We start from the raw sequence: 22,962 nt of genomic DNA, 5'->3' as shown, positions 1-22,962 counted from the left end.
GGTTTACTCCCCTTTGCCGCCGACAGCGACTTTGGCTGCCTGTGCGGGGACCGGGCTCTTGGCGTTGACGTTGGTGGCTTCAGTGGCCTTGACTTCAACACCAGGTCTGACGAATTGCAGCCCTTCAGTGATCAGGCGATCGCCTGCCTTCAAGCCGTCTTCAATCAACCATTGGTTGCCGACAGTACGGCTGGCCTTGAGCTGGCGCAGTTCGACCTTGTTGTCTGGACCCACGACCAGCGCGGTCGGGGTGCCTTTGAGGTCGCGGGTCACACCTTGTTGCGGAGCGAGAATCGCCGCGCTATTCACCCCGGATTGCAACTGAGCGTGAACGAACATGCCCGGCAGCAGGGTGTGATCAGGGTTCGGGAACACCGCGCGCAAAGTCACGGAACCGGTGGTCTGGTCTACCGAGACTTCAGAGAACTCGAGCTTGCCGTCCACGGCGTACTGGCTGCCGTCTTCCAGGGTCAGCTTGACCGCGGCGGCATTGTCGCCGGCTTTTTGCAGACGACCGCTTTCCAGTTCGCGGCGCAGCTCAAGCAGCTCCACCGAGGACTGGGTCACGTCGACATAGATCGGGTCCAGTTGCTGGATGACCGCCATGGCGTCGCTCTGGCCGCTGCTGACCAGCGCGCCTTCCGTCACCGACGAACGGCCGATTCGACCGGAGATCGGTGCGTAGACCTTGGTGTAGCGCACGTTGATCTGGGCGGTCTGCAGGGAGGCTTCCGATTGCAGGCGGTTGGCCAGTGCCGTGTCGTATTCCTGACGGCTGACGGCCTGTTCGTCGACCAGTTGCTTGTAGCGATCGGAGATCGATTTGGTCGAACGCAGGTTGGCTTCGGCGCTTTTCAGGGTCGCGTCATAGACCGACGGGTCGATCTGATACAGCTGCTGACCGGCCTTGACGTCGCCGCCTTCCTTGAACAGTCGTTTGAGAATGATGCCGTTGACCTGTGGGCGAACTTCGGCAATGCGGAACGCACTGGTGCGCCCCGGAAGTTCAGACGTCAGGGTGAAGGCTTGTGGTTGCAGGGTTACGACGCCGACCTGAGGGGTGGGTGCGGCAGGTGCCGCCTCTTCCTTTTTACATCCGCTGAGCAGCGATGCCAGGGCGAGGGCAGTAACCAGAGCGGTAACAGCTGGCTTGAATTGCATGAAGATCCTCGGGTCAGGCGCGCAAGTTGCGCACAAGAAAGGTGGAAGGTTAAAAAATTTTACCGGGTGGATAAGTAGCTTGCTAAGGAATATACTTACATTCATGCTTGTTTGTAAATACCTTGGCGGCGTACCCACACCGTTACAAAAGCCGTCCAAAGATTTGAATTGTAGGCCTGAGACGAAGCCCGAAAGCGCTCGTCCCACTTCTATTCAGCGGATGTTCAGACATCGCTGAGGCACTCTGATTGAGGTTTTACTGCCATGGTCCGTCGCACCAAAGAGGAAGCTCAAGAAACCCGAAGCCAGATACTCGAAGCGGCAGAAAAAGCTTTTTTCGAGCGGGGCGTGGCACGCACGACGCTGGCGGATATCGCTACCCTGGCCGGGGTGACTCGTGGGGCTATCTACTGGCATTTCAGTAACAAGGCGGATCTGCTGCAGGCGATGCTCGATACCCTGCACGAGCCGCTGAATGAAATGGCCAAGGCCAGTGAAAGCGAAGACGAACTCGACCCGCTGGGTTGCATGCGCAAACTGCTGATTCATTTGTTTCATCAAGTTGCCATGGACCCGAAAACCCGACGCATCAACGAGATTCTGTTTCATAAGTGCGAATTCACCGATGAAATGTGCGACCTGCGCCAGCAGCGCCGAACGGTCAGTCTCGATTGCAATGTGCGAATCGCGCTGGCCCTGAGTAATGCGGTGAATCGCGGGCAGTTACCGGAAAACCTCGACGCTGCCCGCGCGGCCATCAGCTTGCATGCCTACATCGATGGCATCCTGTATCAGTGGCTGTTGGCTCCCGACAGTTTTCAACTGCACATCGAAGCCGAGCGTTGGGTCGACACAGGTTTGGATATGCTGCGCTTGAGTCCCAGCCTGCGCAATTGAAACAAAATGCGTAATTGGATCCGTTTGTGTCAAGGCATGACGCAGGGAATGTCCCTGCTTCGCGCGCCTTTTTGCAATGGGATGCTTTTATATACGTACGTTCGCCAGGTTGATAGGTAGCGAGCTACGTATTTTGTAGGGATTTTGTGTCGAGTATGTGAATGAGTGTGAACGCCCCGGCTACAAGGGCGCCGAATAGCCGACCAAAGGCATCGCATTTGCCTCAGTGACCTTTGATCTTCCATACGCAAAAGCCCCGGCTCTTTCGAGTCGGGGCTTTTGCATTTCAACGGTCGAGGCTTACAGCGTCGGATAGTCGATATAACCGACCGGGCCCTTGCCGTAGAACAGTTCCGGACGCGGCTCGTTCAGCGGCGCGTCGGCCTTCAAGCGCGCCGGCAGGTCCGGGTTGGCGATGAATGGCACACCAAACGCTACCGCGTCGGCCTTGCCACTGGCCAGCCACTCGTTGGCGCTGTCCTTGGTAAAACGCTCGTTGGCGATGTACGGGCCGCCGAAGGCTTCTTTCAATTGCGGGCCGAGGCTGTCGGCGCCTTCTTTCTCACGAGAGCAAATGAACGCGATGCCGCGTTTGCCCAGTTCACGAGCAACGTAGGTGAAGGTCTCAGACAGGTTGTCATCGCCCATGTCATGGGAATCGGCGCGCGGTGCCAGGTGCACGCCGACGCGGCCTGCGCCCCAGACTTCGATCGCGGCGTCAGTCACTTCCAGCAACAGGCGCGCACGGTTTTCCAGGGAGCCACCATAGTTATCGGTGCGCTGGTTGGTGCTGCTTTGCAGGAACTGGTCGAGCAGGTAACCGTTGGCGCCGTGGATTTCCACGCCGTCGAAACCGGCGGCCTTGGCATTCTCGGCCCCCACACGGTAAGCGTCGACGATGTCGGCGATTTCAGCGGTTTCCAGGGCGCGCGGGGTTGGGTAGTCGGCCAATGGACGAACCAGGCTGACATGGCCTTTAGGCTGGATGGCACTCGGTGCGACCGGTGCTTCGCCGTTCAGGTACGAAGGGTGGGAAACCCGACCCACGTGCCACAGTTGCAGGAAGATTTTGCCACCCGCGCCGTGGATCGCTTTGGTCACGTTGCTCCAGCCGCGCACCTGGTCGTTGGACCAGATGCCGGGAGTGTCCGGGTATCCGACGCCCATCGGCGTGACCGACGTGGCCTCGCTGAGGATCAGGCCGGCAGAGGCGCGCTGCACGTAGTACTCGGCCATCAGCGCGTTCGGCACACGGCCTTCGTCGGCGCGGCAGCGGGTCAGCGGAGCCATGATGATGCGGTTGGCCAACTCAAGGTCGCCCAGTTTGATCGGATCGAAAATAGTCGTCATTTAATAGCTCTCTTTTAGCGATCAGTTAGTAGCAGGGGCCAGTTCGGCATCGCCGCTCTGACGGAAAGTAATCAGGGTTATCAGCAGGGCGAGCACCGCCAGTGCGGCGGCCGCGAGCGGCACGCGGGTCAGGCCGAAGCCGTGGGCGATGACGCTGCCGCCGACCCAGGCACCGAGTGCGTTGCCGACGTTGAAGGCGCCGATGTTCAGGGTCGACACCAGGTTCGGTGCAGCCTTGCCGAAGGTCACCACGTTGACTTGCAGTGCCGGCACGGCGGCAAAGCACGCAGTGGCCCAGAGGAACAGGGTGATTTCGGTCGGGATCAGGGCCACGCTGGTCCAGGTCAGCACAGTGGAGACCACCGCCATGGTGATGAACACGCCGATCAGCGTCGCCGCCATGCCTTTGTCCGCCAGCTTGCCGCCGATGATGTTGCCGACTGTCAGGCCCAGGCCGATGAGCACCAGGGTCCAGGTCACGCCACGCGGGGAAACACCGGTGACTTCGCCCAACAGCGGCGCGACATAGGTGAACAAGGTGAAGACCGACGCGGCGAACAAGGCGGTCATGCTCAACGACAGCCAGATACCAGCCCCCTTGAGGGCGCGCAGTTCGGCGCGCATGTCGAGTTTCTCTTCATCGCGCTTGGCCGGCAGGAAGCGGATCAGGCCGATCAGCGCAATCACACCAATCACGGTTACTGCCCAGAAGGTCGAACGCCAACCGGCTTCCTGACCGAGCGCGGTGCCCAGCGGTACGCCGAGGACGTTGGCCAGGGTCAGGCCGGTGAACATCAGGGCCACGGCCGACGCACGTTTGTTGGCCGGCACCAGGCCTGCCGCCACCACCGAACCGATGCCGAAGAACGCGCCATGGCACAAGGCGGTGACCACACGGGCAAACATCAGGACGTTGTAGTCACTGGCCAGGGCGCAGAGCAGGTTGCCGATGATGAAAATCCCCATCAACGCTACCAATGCGGCCTTGCGCGGCAGCCTGGCGGTGGCCAGTGCCATGAACGGCGCGCCGATGGCCACGCCCAGGGCGTAACCGGTCACCAGCCAGCCGGCGCCGGGGATCGACACGCCGAGGTCCGCCGCCACATCGGGCAACAAGCCCATGATGACGAACTCGGTGGTGCCGATGGCGAAGGCGCTCAAGGCCAGAATGAGTAGCGAGAGGGGCATGATTGATTCCTTATCGGCCAAAGGGTCAGAGCTCTTTGCTGAAGGTGCGGAGGAATTCCTGGATGGTTTCCTCGTTGCGTTTGAAAAAATGCCACTGGCCGACTTTGCGGCTGCTGATCAGGCCGGCGCGTTGCAGGGTCGCCAGGTGTGCGGACACCGTGGACTGCGACAAACCGCAACGTTGATCGATCTGCCCGGCGCAGACGCCGTGCTCGTTGCTGTGGGTCTGGTCGGGAAATTCGACGGCCGGGTCTTTGAGCCAGTGCAGGATTTCTCGCCGTACCGGATGTGCCAGGGCTTTTATTATTTCGTCGAGGTCGAGGTTCATGGCTTGGGGCTCGTGATGAGTAAAACGTTATATCGCGATGGGGCGAACTTTAAATCGGTATTTCGCGATATACCAATATGATTTCGGTCTGATGACTGCGTAAATCGGTATATCGGGTTATAACGATATTGGTGAGGCAGTGCTAAGCTGCGCGGATGAACTATCTCGCACATCTGCACCTCGGTGGCCAACGCCCCGGTCAAATGCTCGGCAGTCTGTATGGCGATTTCGTCAAGGGACGGCTGCAAGGGCAGTTCGATCCAGAGATCGAAGCGGCCATCCAGTTGCATCGCAGCATTGATGTCTTTACCGATCGCCATCCGTTGGTGGATGTCTCGTTGTCACGGTTTTCCATCACGCGCAGGCGTTACGCGGGGATCGTGCTCGACGTGTTTTTCGACCACTGCCTGGCGCGGGACTGGGCGCTGTACGCCGACCGTCCGCTTACGCAGTTCACCTCGGATGTTTACCGGGTGCTGCTGGCCGAGCCGCAGTTGCCGGAGCGCCTGGCGAAGATTGCGCCGCACATGGTGGCCAATGACTGGTTGGGGGCTTATCAGGAGTTCGAAGTGCTTGAGCAGGTGCTGCGGGGGATTTCACGCAGACTGACGCGGCCCGAGGAGCTGGCCGCGGCAATGCAGGAGTTGCGGCGGTTGTATGAACCGTTGAGCGAGGATTTTCGGTTGTTCTATCCGCAGCTTCAAGACTTCGCACAAAACCGCTGACACCAATCCTGCTTTGTAGGAGCGAGCGGTGCGGCGATCCGACTTGCCCGAGAAGAGGTCCTCGAGGGCGCCAAAAGCTTCGCGGGCAAGCCTCGCTCCTACAAACGCAAAATCAGGCGGCGATCAGTTCGCCGGCACGCCGTGGCTCGGCAGGTTTCGCGACTTCACCAAACAACGCCTTCTGCACCGCCTGCTGCGCCTCGAACGCCAGCGCCGCGCGTTCCCGGTCCTGGCACTCGATCGGCTTGAGCAGATGAATCTCCACCTCACCCCGATCATTGGCGAACAAGCGCATCAGGTGCGACAGCAAATCATCATCGCCAATGAACGGTGCCAGGGTATCGAGCTCGCCGTTGCGCAGATAACGAATCGCCACCGGTTGCAGCGCCACTTCGGAATCGATCGCCGCTGACAGCAAACGACCATGAAACGTGCGCAGCGAACGCCCATCGGTGGTGGTGCCTTCCGGGAACATCAGCAGCGGGTGTTCCTGTTCCAGATGGCGAGTCATCTGTTTGCGGATCAATTGACTGTCGCCTGAACCACGGCGAATGAACAGGCTGCCAGCCTTGGCCGCCAACCAGCCCGCCACCGGCCAGGTGCGCACTTCAGCCTTGGACAGGAATGACAGCGGCGTGAGCATGCCCAGCAGCGGAATGTCGGTCCAGGACACATGGTTGCTGACCCAGAGCATCGGCGCCCTCGGCAATTGACCATGGACGGTGACATGAAAGGGCAGGGCATTGCTCAGCCGCGCCATGAAAAACCGCGACCAGCGCTGGCGACGGACCATTGAATGGGCAATCCCCAGTCGTTCGAACACACCGAACACACTGGCCATGCTCAAGCCCAGCGCCACCACCATCAGCACTCGCGCAATTCGCGCGTACACCCGCAAGCGGCTCATTACACCGCCGCCTTGAAGTGCTTGGCGTAACGCGGGCAGAGCTCGTCGCGTTTGAGCAGGATGAACACGTCGGCCACCTGGAAGTCTTCGTCCCAGCACGGCTCGCCGCAGATTTTCGCCCCCAGGCGCATATAAGCCTTGAGCAGCGGCGGCATTTCGGCGATGACGTTCGATGGAATGTCCAGCGTCGGCAATGGCTTCTTCGGCTCGGCCCGCAGGTGTTCGGTGCACAGGTAACGTTCGCGCAGGCGTTGCATGATCGCGTGGGCCTGGATGCCGCCGTCCTGCATCGGAATACTCGCGCAACCCATCAGATAGCTATAGCCGCCCTGGTTCAGCACTTCGGCCAGTTCACCCCAGAGCACGGCGATGGTGCCGCCGTTGCGGTAGGCCGGGTCGACGCAGGTGCGACCGATTTCCAGGATCGGGCCTTTCAGATGAACCAGGCCATGCAGGCTGAATTCTTCTTCGCTGTAGAACTTGCCCAGGCTGCTGGCGGCCGTGTGGTCGAGCAAGCGAGTGGTCGCCACCAGGCGCCCGGTGTTCAAGTCACGTACGCCGATGTGGGCGCAGTGAACATCATAGTCATCCATGTCCAGACCCAATTCCGCGCCTTTCAGCCTGGCGTTGAATTCGCCGCTGAACACGTTGAAGCGCAAGGCCTGGGCTTCCTGCAGCGCCTCGGCGCCCACCAGGCGTTCGGCTTGCAGGCGGCGTTCATTGCCGGTGTCGCTGATGCGGGCGATCTGAGTCATTGCGAATCTCCGTACGGGCTGGCCACCCGTCTTGGGTTGCAGCCGATCGACTTTCTTTATGCAGCCGTGTTGTGCAAAGTCAGGCTATGTAGCCCCGGTGTCATCGCCATGAAGCTTTGGTGATGCTTATATGACAGCCCACAAGGAGCCTCTTATGCCCTGGCAAACCCTGTTGAACCGCAGCGATCGCCTGCCCGCCGATACCGACCTTGGCGAAGGCTTCGCGACCTTGTTGCACCGCTTGGGCACGGTCACCCCGTTCGAATTGGCGGTGAACGGCGGACGGCTGATGGCGACTCCGGGGTTGGCGTTTCTGGTGGGGTATCAGGCGGCGCTGCGGATGCTCTGGCCGAGCGCGCCGCTGAGCCTCGGTGCGTTGTGCGCGACCGAGCAGCGCAGCTTGCGGGTGGCGGACATGCAGACCCGGCTGCGGGATCTGCGTCTGAGCGGACGCAAGGATTTCGTCACCGCCGGCGATGCCGCCGACTGGCTGCTGGTCGCTGCTCGCAGCGAAGAGCCAGGCAGCGACCCGCGCCTGAGTCTGGCAGTGGTTTACCCCGGCGAACCGGGCGTGCGTCTGGAGAAACTCGCGCCGTTGCCGTTGATGCCCGAGATCAGCCACGGTCGGCTGTTTCTCGACAACGCGCTGTGCGAATTGCTGGCGGGGGATGGCTGGGATGCTTACGTCAAACCGTTCCGCACCCTGGAAGACATTTATGTGCTGAGCGCCATGACCGCGTGGCTGTTCGGCATTGGTCAGGACAACGACTGGCCGCACACCTTGCAACTGCGTTTACTGGCGCTGCTGGCCGGGTGCGCGGAAGTCAGCCGCCAGGCGCCGAACAATCCGGCCGGGCATGTGTTGCTGGGCGGTTTGTTTGCGCAGTTCGATGGGCTCAAGGCTGAAGTGAATCAGGCCATGACCGATGGCCCGCCGCAATGGGCGGCGGTGTGGCAACGCGATCAGGCCGTGATGGATCTGGCGGCAGGGGCGCGGGGCAAGCGGTTGGCCAAGGCGTTGGCGGGATCTTCGTTAGGGTGACGGGCCTCCCAAAACTGTCATCAACCTCGACTAGGCTCAGCAGGTTCATCCTCCGAGCGTCCTCCATGTTCAAAGGCTTGTCGCTGATTTCCATCCTGCTGTTCAGCTTCACGGCCAATGCCGAAAACTGGCCGGGCGAGCAGTGGCCAACCGGCCCGACAGTCGCCGGCCCGGCCGTTCAAGCCCTGGAAAACTACGCTTTCCCACTCCGCAACGACACCACCCGCGAGGGCATCCGCAGCGATGCCTTGCTGGTGATCCATGACGGCCAACTCGTCTACGAGCGCTACGCCGACCCGACCCGTGCCGACACCCCGCACCTGATCTGGTCGATCAGCAAAAGCCTGATGGCCACGGTGCTCGGCGTGGCCTATGGCGAAGGTCTGTTCAAATTGCAGGACCCGGTGGTGCAGTTCTATCCAGCGCTGGAAAAACACCCCGCCATGACCATGGCCGACTTGCTGCACTGGGCCTCGGGCCTGGATTGGCAGGAAGACTATGAGTACGCACCGTTGAAGTCCTCGGTGGTGGCGATGCTTTACACCCGAGGTCATCGCGACATGGCAGCGTTTACCGCCGACCACGACGCGTACGCCAGGCCCGGTCAGGCCTTCCGCTACTCCAGCGGCGACAGCAATCTGCTTTCCGCCGCGTTGAAAGCCATTGTCGGCCCGGCCCGATATCCGGATTATCCGTGGACCGCATTGTTCGAACCCCTGGGCATTCGCGGCGCGGTTTGGGAAGCGGATGCCACGGGGACATTTGTCGCTTCGTCCTATGCCTACCTCACCGCCCGGGACCTGGCACGGGTTGGCCTGTTGATGGCGCGCGACGGTCGCTGGCGCGAGCGGCAGCTGCTGCCCAAGGCGTGGGTCGACTTCAGCCGCGAGCCGTTCGCCCGCTACCGAGCCAACCAGGATGAAGCGGTGCCCGGCGGCCATTGGTGGCTCAATCGAGCGGTGGACGGTGCAGCACAACCCTGGCCCGATGCGCCCGTCGACACCTTCGCCGCGCTGGGTCATTGGGGCCAGGCGATGTACGTGATTCCCAGCGAAAAGCTGGTGATCGTCCGCTACGGCGATGATCGCGATGGAAGTTACCGGCACAACGAACTGCTCAAACTCGCGCTCAAGGCGTTTGCCATGAAGGTGCAGCCATGAGCCGTCGCAGTTTTATTCGCCGTCGGCCGTTCAGCACATTGTTGCTGGTGCTGCTGATCGCTTTGCTCGGCTGGGGCTGGCAGGAACGCGTGGCGCTGTGGGCTTTTCCCGACATCATCAGCGCTTACACCGCCAAGGAATACTGCTCGTGCCGTTATGTGATGAACAATCCGGCGGCGTATTGCCAGGGTTATGTGAAGCAGTACTTACCCACCAACGGTTTCGTCGATGATGCCGCGAGCAAGCGGGTGACGGTCGGCGGATTGGGGCGCAGCAACAGCGCCGCTTGGGTTGGCGAACGGCAGGGATGTCGCCTGCAACCCTGAACTTTCCCCTGTAGCAGCTGCCGAAGGCAGCGGCTACAGGTTTGCAACTGACTCGCGGACAGTTAAGGTTCGCTCAGGTTTATCTGCCCCCGAGTTTCTATGTTCAAGCGGTTCATCTGCAAAACCCTCGCTTCCCTGCTGCTGGCCGGTGTCACCGTGTCGGCCCAGGCCAATTGGTACCTGGACGGCGAGTCCTCGCGGCTGTCGTTTGTCAGCACCAAAAACGCCAACATCTCCGAAGTGCAGCGCTTTCTGGTGCTGCACGGCAAGGTCGACCCCAAGGGGCTGGCCGAGGTAGAAGTCGAGCTGGAGTCAGTCAACAGCGGCATTCCGCTACGTGACGAACGCATGCGCAAGGAACTGTTCCAGATCCAGACGTTTCCCGAAGCGCTGATCACCACGCAGATCGATTTGCGGCCAATCAACGACCTGGCGCCCGGTGCGCAACTGGAACTGCGCTTGCCGGTGACCGTCAACCTGCACGGCAAGCAACACCAATACAACGCCGAACTGCTGGCGACCCGTCTCGATGACCGGCGCTTTCAAGTGGTGACCCTCGAGCCTTTGGTGATCAGCGCCGAAGATTTCGACCTGGCCCCAGGCCTGGAAAGCTTGCGCAAGCTCGCCGGTTTGTCGGCCATCAGTCTGTCGGTACCGGTGGGTGCGGTGCTGATTTTCACGGCGCGCTGACATGCGTGGTGCAATTTTTCCGTGGCGCGAAGGCAATCGCTTCGAACTGCTGATCGACGGCCCGCAGTTTTTCCCGCGCATGCTGGTGGCGATTGCGCGCGCCGAAGAGCAAGTCGAACTGGAGCTGTACCTGGTGGAGGCGGGAGCGTGCGCCGAGGCGATGGTTCAGGCGCTGGTCCAGGCGGCCGAGCGTGGCGTGCGGGTACGCTGTCTGTTCGATGACTATGGCAGCCTGGCCTTCACCCTGACTTTGCGTCAGCGCCTGATGGCCGCCGGGGTCGAGTTGCGTTTTTACAATCGCCTGAGCTGGCGACGCTGGGTGGGCAACTTCTATCGCGATCACCGCAAGTTGCTGCTGGTGGATCAATCCCTGGCGGTCGTCGGTGGCACCGGGGTCACCGATGAGTTCTGGTCACCGGGCGAAGACACCTGCGAATGGCACGAAGTGATGGTGGAAATCACCGGTCCCCTGGTCATCGACTGGCAATTGCTGTTCGACCGCCAATGGATCGCCAACCGCTATCGGCGTGCCTGGAAACCCGTTTCGCACTTCGGTTTACCGCGCCTGCCGCGAGTGCCGGTGATGGGCGAGGGCATGGGCCGGGTCGCTTATGCCGACGCCCGCCAACATCGGGACATTCTGCAATCGCTGATTCGCGCGCTGAACAGTGGCAAGCAGCGGATCTGGCTGGCCACGCCCTATTTCCTGCCAACCTGGAAAGTCCGCCGCTCGCTGCGCCGGGCGGCGAATCGGGGCGTCGATGTGCGTTTGCTGCTGACCGGGCCACGCACCGATCACCCGTCGGTGCGCTACGCCGGGCATCGCTACTATCCGCGACTGCTCAGGGCCGGGGTGAAGATCTTCGAGTACCAGCCGTGTTTCCTGCACCTGAAAATGGTGTTGATCGACGATTGGGTGAGCATCGGCTCATGTAATTTCGATCACTGGAATCTGCGCTTCAATCTGGAGGCCAACCTCGAAGCCCTGGACCCTGGGTTGACCCGAGCGGTGGCGGCGAGTTTCGAGAATGACTTTGCCTTGAGCCAGGAAGTCAGTCTTGAGGCGTGGAAGCGCCGACCGTTGTGGCGGCGGGTCAAGCAGAGGGTGTGGGGTTGGGTGGATCGGGTGGTGGTGAATCTGCTGGATCGACGGGGCTGAACACTTTTTCAGAGCGTTCCCACGCAGAGCGTGGGAACGATCAATTAAGCGGGGTTACAGCAACTCAAAACTCTGCTGCGTCACGTCTTGGGAGTCCAGGCCGATCTCCACGTTGAACTTGCCCGGTTCCGCCGCGTACTTGAGCTGGGCGTTGTAGAACTTCAGGTCATCCTCGGTGATGGTGAAGTGCACGACTTTCTGTTCGCCGGCCTTGAGCAGCACTTTCTGGAAGTTCTTCAGTTCCTTGACCGGGCGGATCATCGAGCCGGTCACGTCCTGGATGTACAACTGCACCACGGTTTCGCCGTCACGCTTGCCGGTGTTCTTCACCACGACGCTGGCATCGAGCTTGCCGGTCTTGTTCAGCGTGGTCGACGACAATGCCATGTCGGTCAGGCTGAACTGGGTGTAGCTCAGGCCGAAGCCGAACGGGAACAGCGGCCCGGTGGTGTCTTCGAAATACTGCGAGGTGTAGTTGCCCGGTTTGCCGGGAGTGAACGGCCGGCCGATGCTCAGGTGGTTGTAGTAGGTCGGAATCTGACCCACCGAGCGCGGAACGGTGATCGGCAGCTTGCCCGACGGGTTGTAGTCGCCGAACAGTACGTCAGCGATAGCGTTACCGCCTTCGGTGCCACTGAACCAGGTTTCCAGAATCGCGTCAGCCTGCTCTTTCTCTTCGAGAATCGACAGCGGACGACCGTTCATCAACACCAGCACCAGCGGTTTGCCGGTGGCTTTCAACGCCCTGATCAGCTCGCGCTGGTTGCCCGGGATGTTCAGGTCGGTGCGGCTCGACGATTCGTGGGACATGCCACGGGATTCGCCTACTGCGGCCACTACCACATCGGCATCTTTGGCGGCTTTTACCGCTTCGTCGATCAACACGTTGGCCGGGCGCGGATCGTCCACCACTTCCGGGGCGTCGAAGTTGAGGAAGTTCAGGTAATCGAGGATTTTCTTGTCGTCGGTGATGTTCGCGCCACGGGCGTAGATCAGCGTCGACTGCGCGCCGAGGGCATTTGTCATGCCGTCGAACAGCGTTACCGATTGCGCAGGTTTACCGGCGGCGGCCCAACTGCCCATCATGTCGATCGGCGCCTTGGCCAGTGGGCCGACCAGGGCGATTTTCGCGGTTTTCTTCAGGGGCAGGGTGTCGCCCTGATTCTTCAGCAACACCAGGCTGCGGCGCGCGACATCACGGGCTTCGGCACGGTGCAGGCGGCTTTCGGCGTAGGTGTCGGCCGGGTCATCCTCGGCCTTGCCGATGCGCAGGTACGGGTCTTTGAACAGGCCCATGTCGTACTTGGCGGCGAGCACTTCGCGCACGGCGTTGTCGATGTCTTTCTGTTCGATCTCGCCGGATTTGAGCAGTCCCGGCAGCTCTTTGCCGTAGAGCGTGTCGTTCATGCTCATGTCGATGCCGGCCTTGATCGCCAGCTTCGCCGCTTCACGACCGTCGCGGGCGACGCCGTGTTTGATCAGTTCGAAAATCGCCCCATGGTCGCTGACTGCCAGGCCCTTGAAGCCCCATTCCTTGCGCAGCAGGTCGTTCATCAGCCAGGTGTTGGCGGTGGCCGGTACGCCGTTGATCGAGTTCAGCGCAACCATCACCCCGCCGGCACCGGCGTCGATGGCGGCGCGGTACGGCGGTAGGTAATCCTGGTACATCTTGACCGGGCTCATGTCGACGACGTTGTAGTCGCGACCGCCCTCGACCGCGCCGTACAAGGCAAAATGCTTGACGCTGGCCATGATGCTGTCGGCTGCGTTCGCACCGCTGCCCTGCAAGGCCTTGACCATCACGCCGGCGATTCGCGAAACCAGGTAGGTGTCTTCGCCGAAGCCTTCGGAGGTGCGGCCCCAGCGTGGGTCGCGGGAGATGTCGACCATCGGCGCGAAAGTGATGTCGAGGCTGTCAGCCGCGGCTTCCTGGGCGGCGATGCGCCCGGACCGGCCAATGGCGTCCATGTCCCAACTCGAGGCCAGGGCCAGGGGAATCGGGAAAATGGTGCGGTGGCCGTGGATCACGTCATAGGCGAAGAACATCGGGATCTTCAACCGGCTGCGCATGGCCGCGTCCTGCATCGGGCGGTTTTCGGCGCGGGTGATCGAGTTGAAGGTGCCACCGATATTACCGGCCGCGATTTCCTTGCGGATCAGCTCCCGAGGCATTTCCGGGCCGATGCTGATCAGGCGCAACTGGCCGATTTTTTCATCGAGGGTCATTTGTTTCATCAGGTGGCTGATGAAGGCGTCCTTGTTCTCTATCGGTGCGGGCGTCGTGGCGGCCAATACAGTATGACTGGCCAGGCTGACGAACAGGCCCAGCAAACACAGCTTCTTCATGAATGTTCTTCTCAAAAGGCCCAAGCGGCAGTGAATACGCGCCGGTCAGCCAAAATTTTGGGAGCGACTATTGTTGTTTGGGTGTTGCTCAGAAAAATGCAGCACACTTCTTACTGTTTTTTCGCTGGGCATCTTTTAGCCCATTGGCTCGATGCAATCCAGTAGCGGCGCAGATTATGCCCCAAGAGCCGGGGTCAAAGTTCGCCGGTTGTTTTATCAACGCACTGTGCAAGGGAGCATCAACCAGATGAATGTACGACACCCCTATCGGTCGAGCCTGCAGGTTGCAGCCTTGATGTTGCTGACCACTCTGCTGGCCGGTTGCGGCATCAACACGATCCCGACCCTCGACGAACAGGCCAAGGCCGCGTGGGGCCAGGTGCAGAACCAGTACCAGCGCCGTGCCGACTTGATCCCCAATCTGGTGGAAACCGTCAAGGGTTATGCCCGGCATGAGGAAGAAACCCTGACCGCGGTGGTCGAAGCCCGGGCCAAGGCGACGTCGATCCAGGTGGATGCCAGCACGCTGGATAATCCGGAAAAACTCAAACAGTTCCAGCAGGCGCAGGATCAGCTGACCGGCGCGCTGAGTCGGTTGATGGTGGTGTCCGAGCGTTATCCGGACCTCAAGGCCAACCAGAACTTCCTGGCGCTGCAATCGCAACTTGAAGGCACCGAGAACCGCATCGCCGTGGCGCGTCGCGACTTCATCCTCGCGGTGCAGAAATACAATACCGAGCTTCGCACCTTCCCCGGTCGCTTGTGGCACACCGTGTTGTACAGCGACTTGCCGATCCGCGAAACTTTCGAGGCCACCAGCCCCGGAGCTGAGAAAGCGCCTGAAGTGAAGTTCCAGTAGGCGCCGGACCGGGTTTGAAGTGCCACCAAGGAAGAGGTTGCCAATGCGCGTGATGAAAGTGGGCCTGATGCTGTTGTTCTGGGTCTTTGCCCTGACGGCCCAGGCCGGGTTGAAGTTTCCGGAACTGACCGGACGGGTGGTGGACAACGCCCAAATGATCGAGCCAGCGGTGCGCGAGCAGCTGGTTCAGCAGCTTAATGCCCACGAGAAATCCACCGGCGAGCAGTTGGTGGTGGTCACGTTGCCGGACCTGCAGGGCGCCGACATCGCGGACTTCGGTTATCAACTGGGACGCTACTGGGGCATTGGCCAGAAGGACAAGAACAACGGCGCGCTGCTGATTGTCGCGCGTGCCGAGCGAAAATTGCGGATCGAAGTCGGTTATGGCCTGGAAGATCGCCTGACCGATGCGCAGAGTTCGGTGATCATCAATCAGGTGATCACGCCGGCGTTCAAGGCCGGCAATTTCAGCAAGGGCATCAGCGATGGCGTTTCGGCGATGCTGGTGGTGCTGGGGGGCAATCCGCTGAACGAGCCGTCGACGGTGTATGAGCCGCGTGGCAATCAGGAGAGCGATTTCGTTGCGCGGCATCCGGGGGTATTCGTGTTCCTGGTGCTGCTGTTTATCCTGACGATCTTCGTCGGCCAGATGTTCGGTATTCTGCCAAGTGGAGGGGGTAGAGGCCGGGGTGGTTTCGGTGGCGGAGGTTTTGGCGGCGGTGGCGGGGGCTTCAGTGGCGGCGGGGGCAGTTTCGGCGGCGGTGGTTCGTCGGGCGGCTGGTGATGACACGGCGGGAAACACAACAACAATAGCGAGCAGGCATTCATAAACATGGCATTACTGACTGAACACGAACAACGCAAAGTCGCCGAGGCGATTGCCCGGGTCGAGCGCGACACCGACGCCGAACTGGTGACAGTGCTCGCGGCCCGCGCCGACGACTATGCGTATATCCCGCTGCTCTGGGCCAGCCTGTTGGCGCTGGTGGTGCCGGGTATCGTGCATTACCTGACCGGTTGGCTGACCATGCACAGTCTGTTGCTGGTGCAATGGGTCAGCTTCATCGTGTTGTGCCTGGTGTTCCGGATTCCGAAAGTCACCACGCGCCTGATCCCGCGCTCGGTCCGTCACTGGCGTGCGTCGAACCTGGCGCGTCGGCAGTTCCTGGAGCAGAACCTGCACCACACCGTGGGTGGCACCGGCATGCTGATTTTTGTCTCCGAGGCCGAGCGCTATGTGGAAATTCTGGTGGATGAAGGGATTTCCAAACGGCTGGACAACAAGAATTGGGATGCAATCGTGGCGACGTTTACCCAGCAGGTGAAGCAGGGGCAGACGTTGCAGGGGTTTGTGACGTGCATCGAGGCGTGCGGCGAGTTGCTCAAGGTGCACGTGCCGGTGACACAGGTACGCAATGAGTTGCCGAATCGGTTGGTGGTGTTGAGCTAAAAAGATCGCAGCCTTCAGTAGCTTTTGTGGCGAGGGGGCTTACTTGCCTCGGGATTCGCACCGTTTGGTAAATAACTGCGTGTCCCGAACGGCCATCCCCCCTAAAATACCCGCCATTCCCCGATTCGCACCGCCCGAGGCCGTTTTTTCCATGTCTGTCACCGTCACTCCCGCCAGCCTCGCGCCGGATCACCATGCCCAGTTCATCGACCTGCTGCAAACCAGCCTGGATGCCAATGCCTTCATCAAACTGGTGCTGGCCAAGTACGTTGGTGGCGAAGCGGACTTGCAGCGGTTGATCATCAAGCAGCTGACGGTCAAGGATCAGCCGTGCCTGTCCTTCGTCTATCGCTACAAGACCCGCGACATCACCAAGAACCTGCCGATTGCCGAAGGCGTGGCGACCATTGCCGCACTGTTGCCGGCGTCGTTCAAAAATGCGCATTTACTGTCACTGACCGACGAAGCCCAGCTCGAATACAGCAAAAAGGGCAAATCTTCGCTGTTCAAGAGCAAACCTCAGCAATTGCGCGAAGTGCCGTCCGCCGAGCACAACCGCGAGAAGAACCGCTTCCTCGACCTGAGCCGGCCGTTCCTCAAAGACCTCGGCGTGACCAACGCCCAGCATGAGCTGATCCCGGCGATGTCGCGCAAGTGGAAGCAGATCAACAAGTTCATCGAAGTCTTCAGCCATGCGCTGACTTCCTCGCCGCTGGCGCTGGACAAACCGGTGCGGGTGGCGGATTTCGGCTCGGGCAAGGGTTACCTGACGTTCGCGATCCATGACTACCTGCGCAACACCCTGAAAGCCGAGGGTGAGGTGACTGGCGTCGAGCTGCGCGAAGACATGGTCACACTGTGCAACAGCGCGGCGGCAAAGTTGGAGCATCCAGGGTTGGTGTTCAAATGCGGTGACGTGCGCAGCGTGGCGCCGAGCGAGCTGGACGTGATGATCGCGTTGCATGCCTGCGACATCGCCACCGACTATGCGATTCACACCGGCATTCGTTCCGGCGCTTCGATCATCATGTGCTCGCCGTGCTGCCACAAGCAGATCCGCCTGCAGATCCAGAGCCCGGCGCTGCTCAAGCCGATGCTGCAATACGGCCTGCACCTGGGCCAGCAGGCGGAAATGGTCACCGACAGTTTGCGTGCATTGTTCCTGGAAGCCTGCGGCTACGAGACCAAAGTGTTCGAGTTCATCTCACTGGACCACACCAACAAGAACAAGATGATTCTGGCGGTCAAACGCGCCGAGCCGGTGGACCCGGCTCAGTTGTTGGTGAAGATTCAGGAACTGAAGGATTTCTACCACATCAGCGAACATTGCCTGGAAACCCTGCTGCGGGCTGACGGGTTCCTGGTCGCTAAGGCTTGAGCTGAACCCCCGCCGGTAACGTGCCCGGTTGCGCCGGGCGCACTGCGGTCTTGCGCCCGAGCATCACCGTCACGATCACCCCGGTGGCAAACAGCCAGGTAATCGGCTCGACGTGCTCACCGAAGAACAACGCCGAAAACGCGATGGTGAAGAAGATCTGCAGCAACTGGATCTGACTGACCCGGGCGATGCCGCCCATGGCCAGCCCGGCGTACCAGGCAAAGAAGCCGATGAACTGCGAAAACAGCGAGACATAACCGAAGGCCCACCAGGTCCTGGCCGAAATCTCGCCCTGATGTTGCAACCCCAGGTACAGCACCGGCCCGATCAGCAGCGGCGTCGACAATACCAGCGCCCAGCAGATCACCTGCCAGCCGCCCATCTCCCTGGCCAACCGGCCGCCTTCGGCATAGCCCAACCCACCCACGGCAATCGCCCCGAGCATCAGCAAGTCACCGGCCTGAATACTGCCGGCGCCGCTGATCAGCGCATAACCGAGCACCAGCGCACTGCCCAGCGCGGCGCAGGCCCAGAAGGCTTTCGAGGGACGCTCATGGGACAGCCACGCGGCATACAGCGCCACGCACAGCGGTTGCAAACCGTTGACCAGTGCGCCGTGGGAGGCGGGCAACGTCTGCATGGCCCAGGCCGACAGCACCGGGAAGCCGAGGATGACCCCGGCGATCACCAGTGTCAGGCCTTTGACCTGTTTCCAGGTGGGCCATTTTTCCCGGCGCCACAGCAATAACAGCGCAGCCGGAATTGCCGCGAACAGCGCCCGGCCAAGGCCATTGAGCAGCGGATGGAGTTCCTGCACGACGATCCGTGTGAAGGGCAGGGTCAGGCTGAAGATAACGACGCCGAGCAGGCCGAGGGCCATGCCGGTGTTTTCGCGCGAGGACATGATGGCAACCAGAGTCGAGGGTGGCGGGAAGAGTCATCATCTAGCCATAAACCGGGGGCGTTGCTCTGTTACAGCTAGGCGCAGAGTTATGCGTACAGTTGGGGGTAATGCCTGTGGCGAGGGGGCTTGTCGGAACGCCGCACCGCCCCGTTCGGCTGCGCAGCAGTCGCAAAACCAGAGAGCCTGGTTGACCGGATTAGGGCCGCTTCGCGACCCAACGGGGGCAAGCCCCCTCGCCACAAAAACCATTGCGTCCGTAGTAACTGGTTATTACCCGACCCGCCGGATAAGGACTACCTTGAATACTCCTGCAGGCCCACGCATTTTCCAGAGGAGTCCTCCCCATGGCTGCTAAAAAAATCCTGATGCTGGTTGGCGATTACGTCGAAGACTACGAAGTGATGGTGCCCTTCCAGGCGCTGCTGATGGTCGGTCACACGGTGCATGCCGTTTGCCCGGACAAAACCGCCGGCCAGACCGTGCGCACGGCGATCCATGACTTCGAAGGCGACCAGACCTACAGCGAAAAACCCGGTCATCTGTTTGCCCTGAACTTCGATTTCGCCAAGGTCGATGCGGCGGACTACGACGCGCTGCTGATCCCGGGCGGTCGTGCGCCGGAGTACCTGCGCCTGAACGAAAAAGTTCTGGCGCTGGTGCAAGCGTTCGACAAGGCTGGCAAACCGATCGCGGCCGTGTGTCACGGCGCGCAATTGCTGGCCGCTGCCGGCATTCTTGAAGGTCGCGAATGCAGCGCCTACCCGGCCTGTGCCCCGGAAGTGCGCCTGGCTGGTGGCACGTACATCGATATCCCGGTGACGGAAGGCCACGTTCAAGGCAATCTGGCCACAGCCCCGGCCTGGCCGGCGCACCCGAGCTGGCTGGCCGGTTTCCTCGGGTTGCTGGGCACCAAAATCACGCTGTAACGAGGGACCTGTCCATGTGCGAGCTCTACGTCAAGGCCGATCCGATTCTCTACGAATCGCGCTCCCGCTCGCTGCGCATCTGCGGGGTGGTGACCACCCTGCGGCTGGAGAACCAGTTCTGGGACATCCTCAGCGAAATCGCCGAGGTCGACGGCATGACCACCAATCAGTTGATCGCCAAACTGTATGAAGAGGTGATGGACTACCGCGGCGAGGTGGTGAATTTCGCCTCGTTCTTGCGGGTCAGTTGCATGCGCTATTTGAGCCAGCGCCGGGTGCAGGCACCTGAGTTGTCGGTGGTGCGGACGGTGGTGAAGTAGGGCGGTTTTTGTATCGGCCTCGGGGGCGCCTTCGCGGGCAAGCCTCGCTCTTACGGATGTACGCCATATCCGCGATCACAGATATCTGTAGGAGCGAGGCTTGCTCGCGAAGAGACCGATACAGGCGACAGAAAACCTGGCTTGGTCTTTACTCTGAAGCGCGAAACCTCTCAATCGCCAAGGAGAACAAGCATGTCTGGATGGTACGAAGTGAGCAAAACCAGCAATGGTCAGTTCAAGTTTGTGTTGAAAGCGGCCAACGCCGAAACCATTCTGGTCAGTGAGCTGTACACCACGCGCGGTGCGGTCGATAGCGGAATCGCCTCGGTTCAGGCCAATAGCCCGCTGGACGAACGCTACGAGAAAAAAGCCACCAAGGATGGCCATCCTTACTTCAACCTCAAGGCCGCCAACCATCAAATCATCGGCAGCAGCGAGTCTTACTCATCCGATGCCGCGCGGGAAAAAGGCATCGCCAGCGTCAAGGCCAACGGCCCGACCACGGTGATCAAGGACAAGACCTTGCCGGTGTTCTAAACACACCGCTGATTAATTGTGGGAGCGGGCTTGCTCGCGAAGGGGGCTTAACATTCAACGAAGAGGTTGAATGTCAGACCGCTTTCGCGAGCAAGCCCGCTCCCACAGTGGTTTTGTGTGTGGCTGAAGATCAGCGCAACGCGTTCAACAGACCCTGCAACTGACTGCGGCCAGTCTCGCCGAGTGCAAACACCGGCAACCGCGGGTCGCCCGCTTCCAGCCCGACCAGGCGCAAACCAGCCTTGATGGTCGCCGGCAGACCGCCCTTGAGGATGAAGTCCAACAACGGCAACTGGCGATAGAACAGTTCGCGAGCCTTGCTCAGATCATTGGCCAATACCGCTTCGTACAAGTCGAGATTGAGCTGCGGAATCAGGTTCGGCGCCGCTGTGCACCAGCCTTTGGCGCCGGCCGCGAACGCTTCCAGTGCCAAGGGATTGCAGCCGTTATAGAACGGCACCCGGCCTTCGCCCAGCAGTTGCAGTTTGTGCATGCGCTGAATATCGCCGGTGCTTTCCTTGACCATGGTGACGTTTTCGACCGCGTTGAAAATCCGCAGGATCAACTCCACTGACATGTCGGTGCCGCTGGTGGCCGGGTTGTTGTAGAGCATGATCGGCACGCCGATGCTCTCGCCGATGGCGCGGTAGTGGGCGAGGATTTCCGCCTCGCTGAGTTTCCAGTACGACGCCGGCAGCACCATCACCACATCGGCGCCGTGGGCCTCGGCGAAACGCGCGCGGCGCACGGCTTTGGCGGTGGTCAGGTCGGACACGCTGACAATGGTCGGCACGCGTTTGGCGACGTGCCGGATACTGAATTCGCTGACTTGATCCCATTCCGCGTCGCTCAGGTAAGCGCCTTCGCCGGTACTGCCCAATGGGGCGATGGCGTGGACACCGCTGTCGATCAGGCGGTCGATGGAACGCCCGAGCGCGTCGAGATCAACGCCTTCGCCCTCGGCGGTGAACGGGGTGATGGTGTAGCCGATAATGCCGTGAATGTTTACGGTCGACATGGCGTCTCTCCTGTCAGGAATGTGTGGGGTCAGTTCAGGCAATCGGCGTGTTGGCGCAGGTTCTGCCGTGCGTAGTAGTTGAACGCGGCGGCATGGCGCTTGGGCTTGGATATCCAGTCGTGGGCTTCACGGCCCAGCTCGGGAAGAATCGGTTTGATTACACCGGCGGCCATGGCCAGCAATTGCAACTTCGCTGCGCGTTCGATCAGTTGCGCAATGACACAGGCCTCTTCGATGGTCGCGCCGGTCGACAACTGGCCATGATGGGAAAGCAGGATCGCCCGCTTGTCGCCCAAGGCCCCGGCAATCAGTTCGCCTTCTTCATTGCCCACGGGCACCCCCGGCCAGCCTTCGAGAAACGCGCAGTCGTCGTAGAGCGGGCAGAGGTCCATGTGGGAAATCTGCAGCGGTACTTCCAGCATCGACAGTGCCGCGACGTGAGTCGGGTGCGTGTGAATGATGCAGTTCACGTCCGGCCGGGCGCGGTACACCCAGCTGTGGAAGCGGTTGGCCGGGTTGGGCATGCCGTGGCCTTCAAGCACTTCCAGGTCTTCGTTGACCAGCAACAGATTGCCTGCGGTGATCTCGTCGAAACCTAGGCCCAATTGCTGGGTGTAATAGGTGCCTGGTTGTGGTCCGCGGGCGGTGATTTGCCCGGCCAGGCCAGAGTCGTGGCCGTTTTCGAACAGAATGCGGCAGGTCAGAGCCAGCTTTTGCCGGTCGGTCCACGTATTATCCGCCAGGGTGTTTTGCATCTGTGTCAGCGCTTGCTTGACCAGTTGCTCTTTGGGTAGTGCTAATGTCTTGGCCATATCGGTGTCCTTTGGGTGGGGCATGCAAATGACACTAAAAATGCTATATGACACTTTGTGTCATTGGCAAGGACAAATCGTTGCCTCCTTGATGGATTAACCGTTCCACATGTCTATCCGTTTGAAATTACTGAGAAAAAAACTTGGCGTGACGCTGGAGGCCCTGGCCGAAAAATCCGGCATGACCAAGAGCTATCTGTCGAAAGTCGAGCGCGGGTTGAATACCCCCTCGATTGCCGCTGCGCTGAAACTGGCCAAGGCGCTGAATGTGAAGGTCGAGGAGTTGTTTTCCGAAGACAGCGTCAGCCTCGACAGCTATAGCCTGGTGCGCAGCGACGAACGCCAGTCCCTGGCCGCCAACGACCAGAGCCCCGGTTATGCGGTGTTGGCCCATCAGGTCAGTGAACGCAGCCTGTTGCCGTTCATCATTTACCCGCCGACTGAGTTCACCGACAAAACCTTCAAGGAACACTTGGGGGAAGAGTTTCTGTTCGTCCACGAAGGGCAGGTGGAAGTGGACTTCATGAACGAGCGGGTGCTGCTCAATCGTGGGGATGCGCTGCACTTCAATGCGCAGAAACCGCATCGCCTCAGGTCAGTGGGCGAGGTGCAGGCGCAGTTGTTGGTGGTGGTGCATAGCAGCGAGGAATGAGGTTATCGGGCTTTTGTGGCGAGGGGGCTTGTCGGAACGCCGCACCGCCCCGTTCGGCTGCGCAGCAGTCGT

25 protein-coding genes are annotated in these 22,962 nt (G+C 60.7%); 15 read left to right on the top strand and 10 right to left on the bottom strand.

Annotation, left to right across the window (positions count from 1 at the left end; translation table 11 throughout):
- Positions 1 to 3 precede the first annotated feature (3 nt).
- Positions 4 to 1,161 carry an efflux RND transporter periplasmic adaptor subunit gene (locus AF70_RS13180; RefSeq protein ID WP_018926861.1) on the bottom strand — a complete coding sequence of 386 codons (1,158 nt, stop codon included), beginning with the start codon at positions 1,159 to 1,161 and terminating at the stop codon, positions 4 to 6.
- Between the two features lie 264 nt (positions 1,162 to 1,425).
- Between AF70_RS13180 and emhR the strand changes: the two genes are divergently transcribed.
- Positions 1,426 to 2,058: an efflux system transcriptional repressor EmhR gene (gene emhR / locus AF70_RS13175; protein WP_019580902.1), complete on the top strand. Its 633-nt coding sequence runs from the start codon at positions 1,426 to 1,428 to the stop codon at positions 2,056 to 2,058.
- Positions 2,059 to 2,358: 300 nt separating this feature from the next.
- Here emhR and AF70_RS13170 read toward each other — a convergent pair whose 3' ends face one another.
- Genes AF70_RS13170 through AF70_RS13160 form a run of 3 tightly spaced genes read right to left on the bottom strand, consistent with a single transcriptional unit; the run spans position 2,359 to position 4,924 of the window.
- Entirely contained in the window at positions 2,359 to 3,408 is a 1,050-nt protein-coding gene (locus AF70_RS13170; RefSeq protein ID WP_028939265.1) for an alkene reductase, read from the bottom strand.
- Positions 3,409 to 3,429: 21 nt separating this feature from the next.
- Positions 3,430 to 4,596, bottom strand: coding sequence for an MFS transporter (locus tag AF70_RS13165; protein WP_028939266.1), 1,167 nt, complete (start codon positions 4,594 to 4,596; stop codon positions 3,430 to 3,432).
- 25 nt (positions 4,597 to 4,621) lie between these two features.
- Positions 4,622 to 4,924 carry a helix-turn-helix transcriptional regulator gene (locus AF70_RS13160; RefSeq protein WP_018926857.1) on the bottom strand — a complete coding sequence of 101 codons (303 nt, stop codon included), beginning with the start codon at positions 4,922 to 4,924 and terminating at the stop codon, positions 4,622 to 4,624.
- Positions 4,925 to 5,079: 155 nt separating this feature from the next.
- On the opposite strand from AF70_RS13160, the gene AF70_RS13155 reads away from it, so the two are divergent.
- A complete protein-coding gene (locus AF70_RS13155) occupies positions 5,080 to 5,649 on the top strand; it encodes an ACP phosphodiesterase (RefSeq protein WP_028939267.1) in 570 nt (189 codons plus the stop codon).
- 112 nt (positions 5,650 to 5,761) lie between these two features.
- Here AF70_RS13155 and AF70_RS13150 read toward each other — a convergent pair whose 3' ends face one another.
- Positions 5,762 to 6,556 carry a 1-acyl-sn-glycerol-3-phosphate acyltransferase gene (locus AF70_RS13150; protein ID WP_028939268.1) on the bottom strand — a complete coding sequence of 265 codons (795 nt, stop codon included), beginning with the start codon at positions 6,554 to 6,556 and terminating at the stop codon, positions 5,762 to 5,764.
- Positions 6,556 to 7,311: an L-ornithine N(alpha)-acyltransferase gene (gene olsB / locus AF70_RS13145; protein ID WP_019580897.1), complete on the bottom strand. Its 756-nt coding sequence runs from the start codon at positions 7,309 to 7,311 to the stop codon at positions 6,556 to 6,558. Before olsB ends, AF70_RS13150 begins: the two co-directional genes overlap by 1 nt.
- 154 nt (positions 7,312 to 7,465) lie before the next feature.
- Here olsB and AF70_RS13140 point away from each other — a divergent pair, with 154 nt between their 5' ends.
- The 5 genes from AF70_RS13140 to AF70_RS13120 all read left to right on the top strand — a co-directional run bounded on the left by AF70_RS13140 (position 7,466) and on the right by AF70_RS13120 (position 11,688).
- Entirely contained in the window at positions 7,466 to 8,353 is an 888-nt protein-coding gene (locus AF70_RS13140; protein WP_019580896.1) for an acyl-CoA dehydrogenase family protein, read from the top strand.
- A 65-nt stretch (positions 8,354 to 8,418) separates the two neighbouring features.
- The gene (locus tag AF70_RS13135) at positions 8,419 to 9,513 is read left to right on the top strand and encodes a serine hydrolase (RefSeq protein ID WP_028939269.1); all 1,095 of its coding nucleotides are present in this window, start codon (positions 8,419 to 8,421) and stop codon (positions 9,511 to 9,513) included.
- Complete coding sequence (locus AF70_RS13130) at positions 9,510 to 9,839, top strand: hypothetical protein (protein ID WP_028939270.1); 330 nt, start codon at positions 9,510 to 9,512, stop codon at positions 9,837 to 9,839. Before AF70_RS13135 ends, AF70_RS13130 begins: the two co-directional genes overlap by 4 nt.
- A 99-nt stretch (positions 9,840 to 9,938) precedes the next feature.
- The gene (locus AF70_RS13125) at positions 9,939 to 10,529 is read left to right on the top strand and encodes a YceI family protein (RefSeq protein WP_028939271.1); all 591 of its coding nucleotides are present in this window, start codon (positions 9,939 to 9,941) and stop codon (positions 10,527 to 10,529) included.
- Position 10,530: 1 nt separating this feature from the next.
- Positions 10,531 to 11,688 (top strand): phosphatidylserine/phosphatidylglycerophosphate/cardiolipin synthase family protein, encoded by a 1,158-nt coding sequence (locus AF70_RS13120; protein WP_018926849.1) that lies wholly within the window; start codon positions 10,531 to 10,533, stop codon positions 11,686 to 11,688.
- A gap of 54 nt (positions 11,689 to 11,742) precedes the next feature.
- On the opposite strand, the gene bglX is transcribed toward AF70_RS13120, so the two are convergent.
- The gene (gene bglX / locus AF70_RS13115) at positions 11,743 to 14,034 is read right to left on the bottom strand and encodes a beta-glucosidase BglX (protein ID WP_018926848.1); all 2,292 of its coding nucleotides are present in this window, start codon (positions 14,032 to 14,034) and stop codon (positions 11,743 to 11,745) included.
- Positions 14,035 to 14,281: 247 nt separating this feature from the next.
- Here bglX and AF70_RS13110 point away from each other — a divergent pair, with 247 nt between their 5' ends.
- From AF70_RS13110 to AF70_RS13095, 4 genes are all read left to right on the top strand, one after another.
- Entirely contained in the window at positions 14,282 to 14,893 is a 612-nt protein-coding gene (locus tag AF70_RS13110; protein ID WP_019580891.1) for a LemA family protein, read from the top strand.
- Between the two features lie 43 nt (positions 14,894 to 14,936).
- Positions 14,937 to 15,677 carry a YgcG family protein gene (locus AF70_RS13105; protein WP_019580890.1) on the top strand — a complete coding sequence of 247 codons (741 nt, stop codon included), beginning with the start codon at positions 14,937 to 14,939 and terminating at the stop codon, positions 15,675 to 15,677.
- Positions 15,678 to 15,725: 48 nt separating this feature from the next.
- Complete coding sequence (locus AF70_RS13100) at positions 15,726 to 16,343, top strand: TPM domain-containing protein (RefSeq protein WP_018926845.1); 618 nt, start codon at positions 15,726 to 15,728, stop codon at positions 16,341 to 16,343.
- Positions 16,344 to 16,494: 151 nt separating this feature from the next.
- On the top strand, positions 16,495 to 17,721 hold the full coding sequence (locus tag AF70_RS13095; RefSeq protein WP_019580889.1) for an SAM-dependent methyltransferase: 1,227 nt from the start codon (positions 16,495 to 16,497) through the stop codon (positions 17,719 to 17,721).
- On the opposite strand, the gene AF70_RS13090 is transcribed toward AF70_RS13095, so the two are convergent.
- Positions 17,711 to 18,625 carry a DMT family transporter gene (locus tag AF70_RS13090; RefSeq protein WP_028939272.1) on the bottom strand — a complete coding sequence of 305 codons (915 nt, stop codon included), beginning with the start codon at positions 18,623 to 18,625 and terminating at the stop codon, positions 17,711 to 17,713. The two genes, AF70_RS13095 and AF70_RS13090, sit on opposite strands and share 11 nt — an antisense overlap.
- A gap of 344 nt (positions 18,626 to 18,969) precedes the next feature.
- Here AF70_RS13090 and AF70_RS13085 point away from each other — a divergent pair, with 344 nt between their 5' ends.
- The 3 genes from AF70_RS13085 (at position 18,970) to AF70_RS13075 (ending at position 20,408) form a co-directional block, all read left to right on the top strand.
- A complete protein-coding gene (locus tag AF70_RS13085) occupies positions 18,970 to 19,551 on the top strand; it encodes a DJ-1/PfpI family protein (RefSeq protein WP_007935757.1) in 582 nt (193 codons plus the stop codon).
- 14 nt (positions 19,552 to 19,565) lie between these two features.
- Positions 19,566 to 19,871, top strand: a complete 306-nt coding sequence (locus AF70_RS13080) for a ribbon-helix-helix domain-containing protein (RefSeq protein ID WP_019580887.1) — start codon at positions 19,566 to 19,568, stop codon at positions 19,869 to 19,871.
- Between the two features lie 192 nt (positions 19,872 to 20,063).
- A complete protein-coding gene (locus AF70_RS13075; RefSeq protein ID WP_019580886.1) occupies positions 20,064 to 20,408 on the top strand; it encodes a YegP family protein in 345 nt (114 codons plus the stop codon).
- Between the two features lie 130 nt (positions 20,409 to 20,538).
- Here AF70_RS13075 and AF70_RS13070 read toward each other — a convergent pair whose 3' ends face one another.
- Positions 20,539 to 21,426 (bottom strand): dihydrodipicolinate synthase family protein, encoded by an 888-nt coding sequence (locus tag AF70_RS13070; RefSeq protein WP_028939273.1) that lies wholly within the window; start codon positions 21,424 to 21,426, stop codon positions 20,539 to 20,541.
- Between the two features lie 29 nt (positions 21,427 to 21,455).
- Positions 21,456 to 22,238, bottom strand: a complete 783-nt coding sequence (locus AF70_RS13065; protein ID WP_028939274.1) for an aldolase — start codon at positions 22,236 to 22,238, stop codon at positions 21,456 to 21,458.
- Between the two features lie 109 nt (positions 22,239 to 22,347).
- On the opposite strand from AF70_RS13065, the gene AF70_RS13060 reads away from it, so the two are divergent.
- Positions 22,348 to 22,890 (top strand): helix-turn-helix domain-containing protein, encoded by a 543-nt coding sequence (locus tag AF70_RS13060; RefSeq protein WP_019580883.1) that lies wholly within the window; start codon positions 22,348 to 22,350, stop codon positions 22,888 to 22,890.
- Positions 22,891 to 22,962 lie beyond the last annotated feature (72 nt).

The organism is Pseudomonas sp. KD5 (assembly GCF_012932895.1).
Lineage (GTDB): Bacteria > Pseudomonadota > Gammaproteobacteria > Pseudomonadales > Pseudomonadaceae > Aquipseudomonas.
This window is presented reverse-complemented; position numbering and strand designations above follow the sequence as displayed.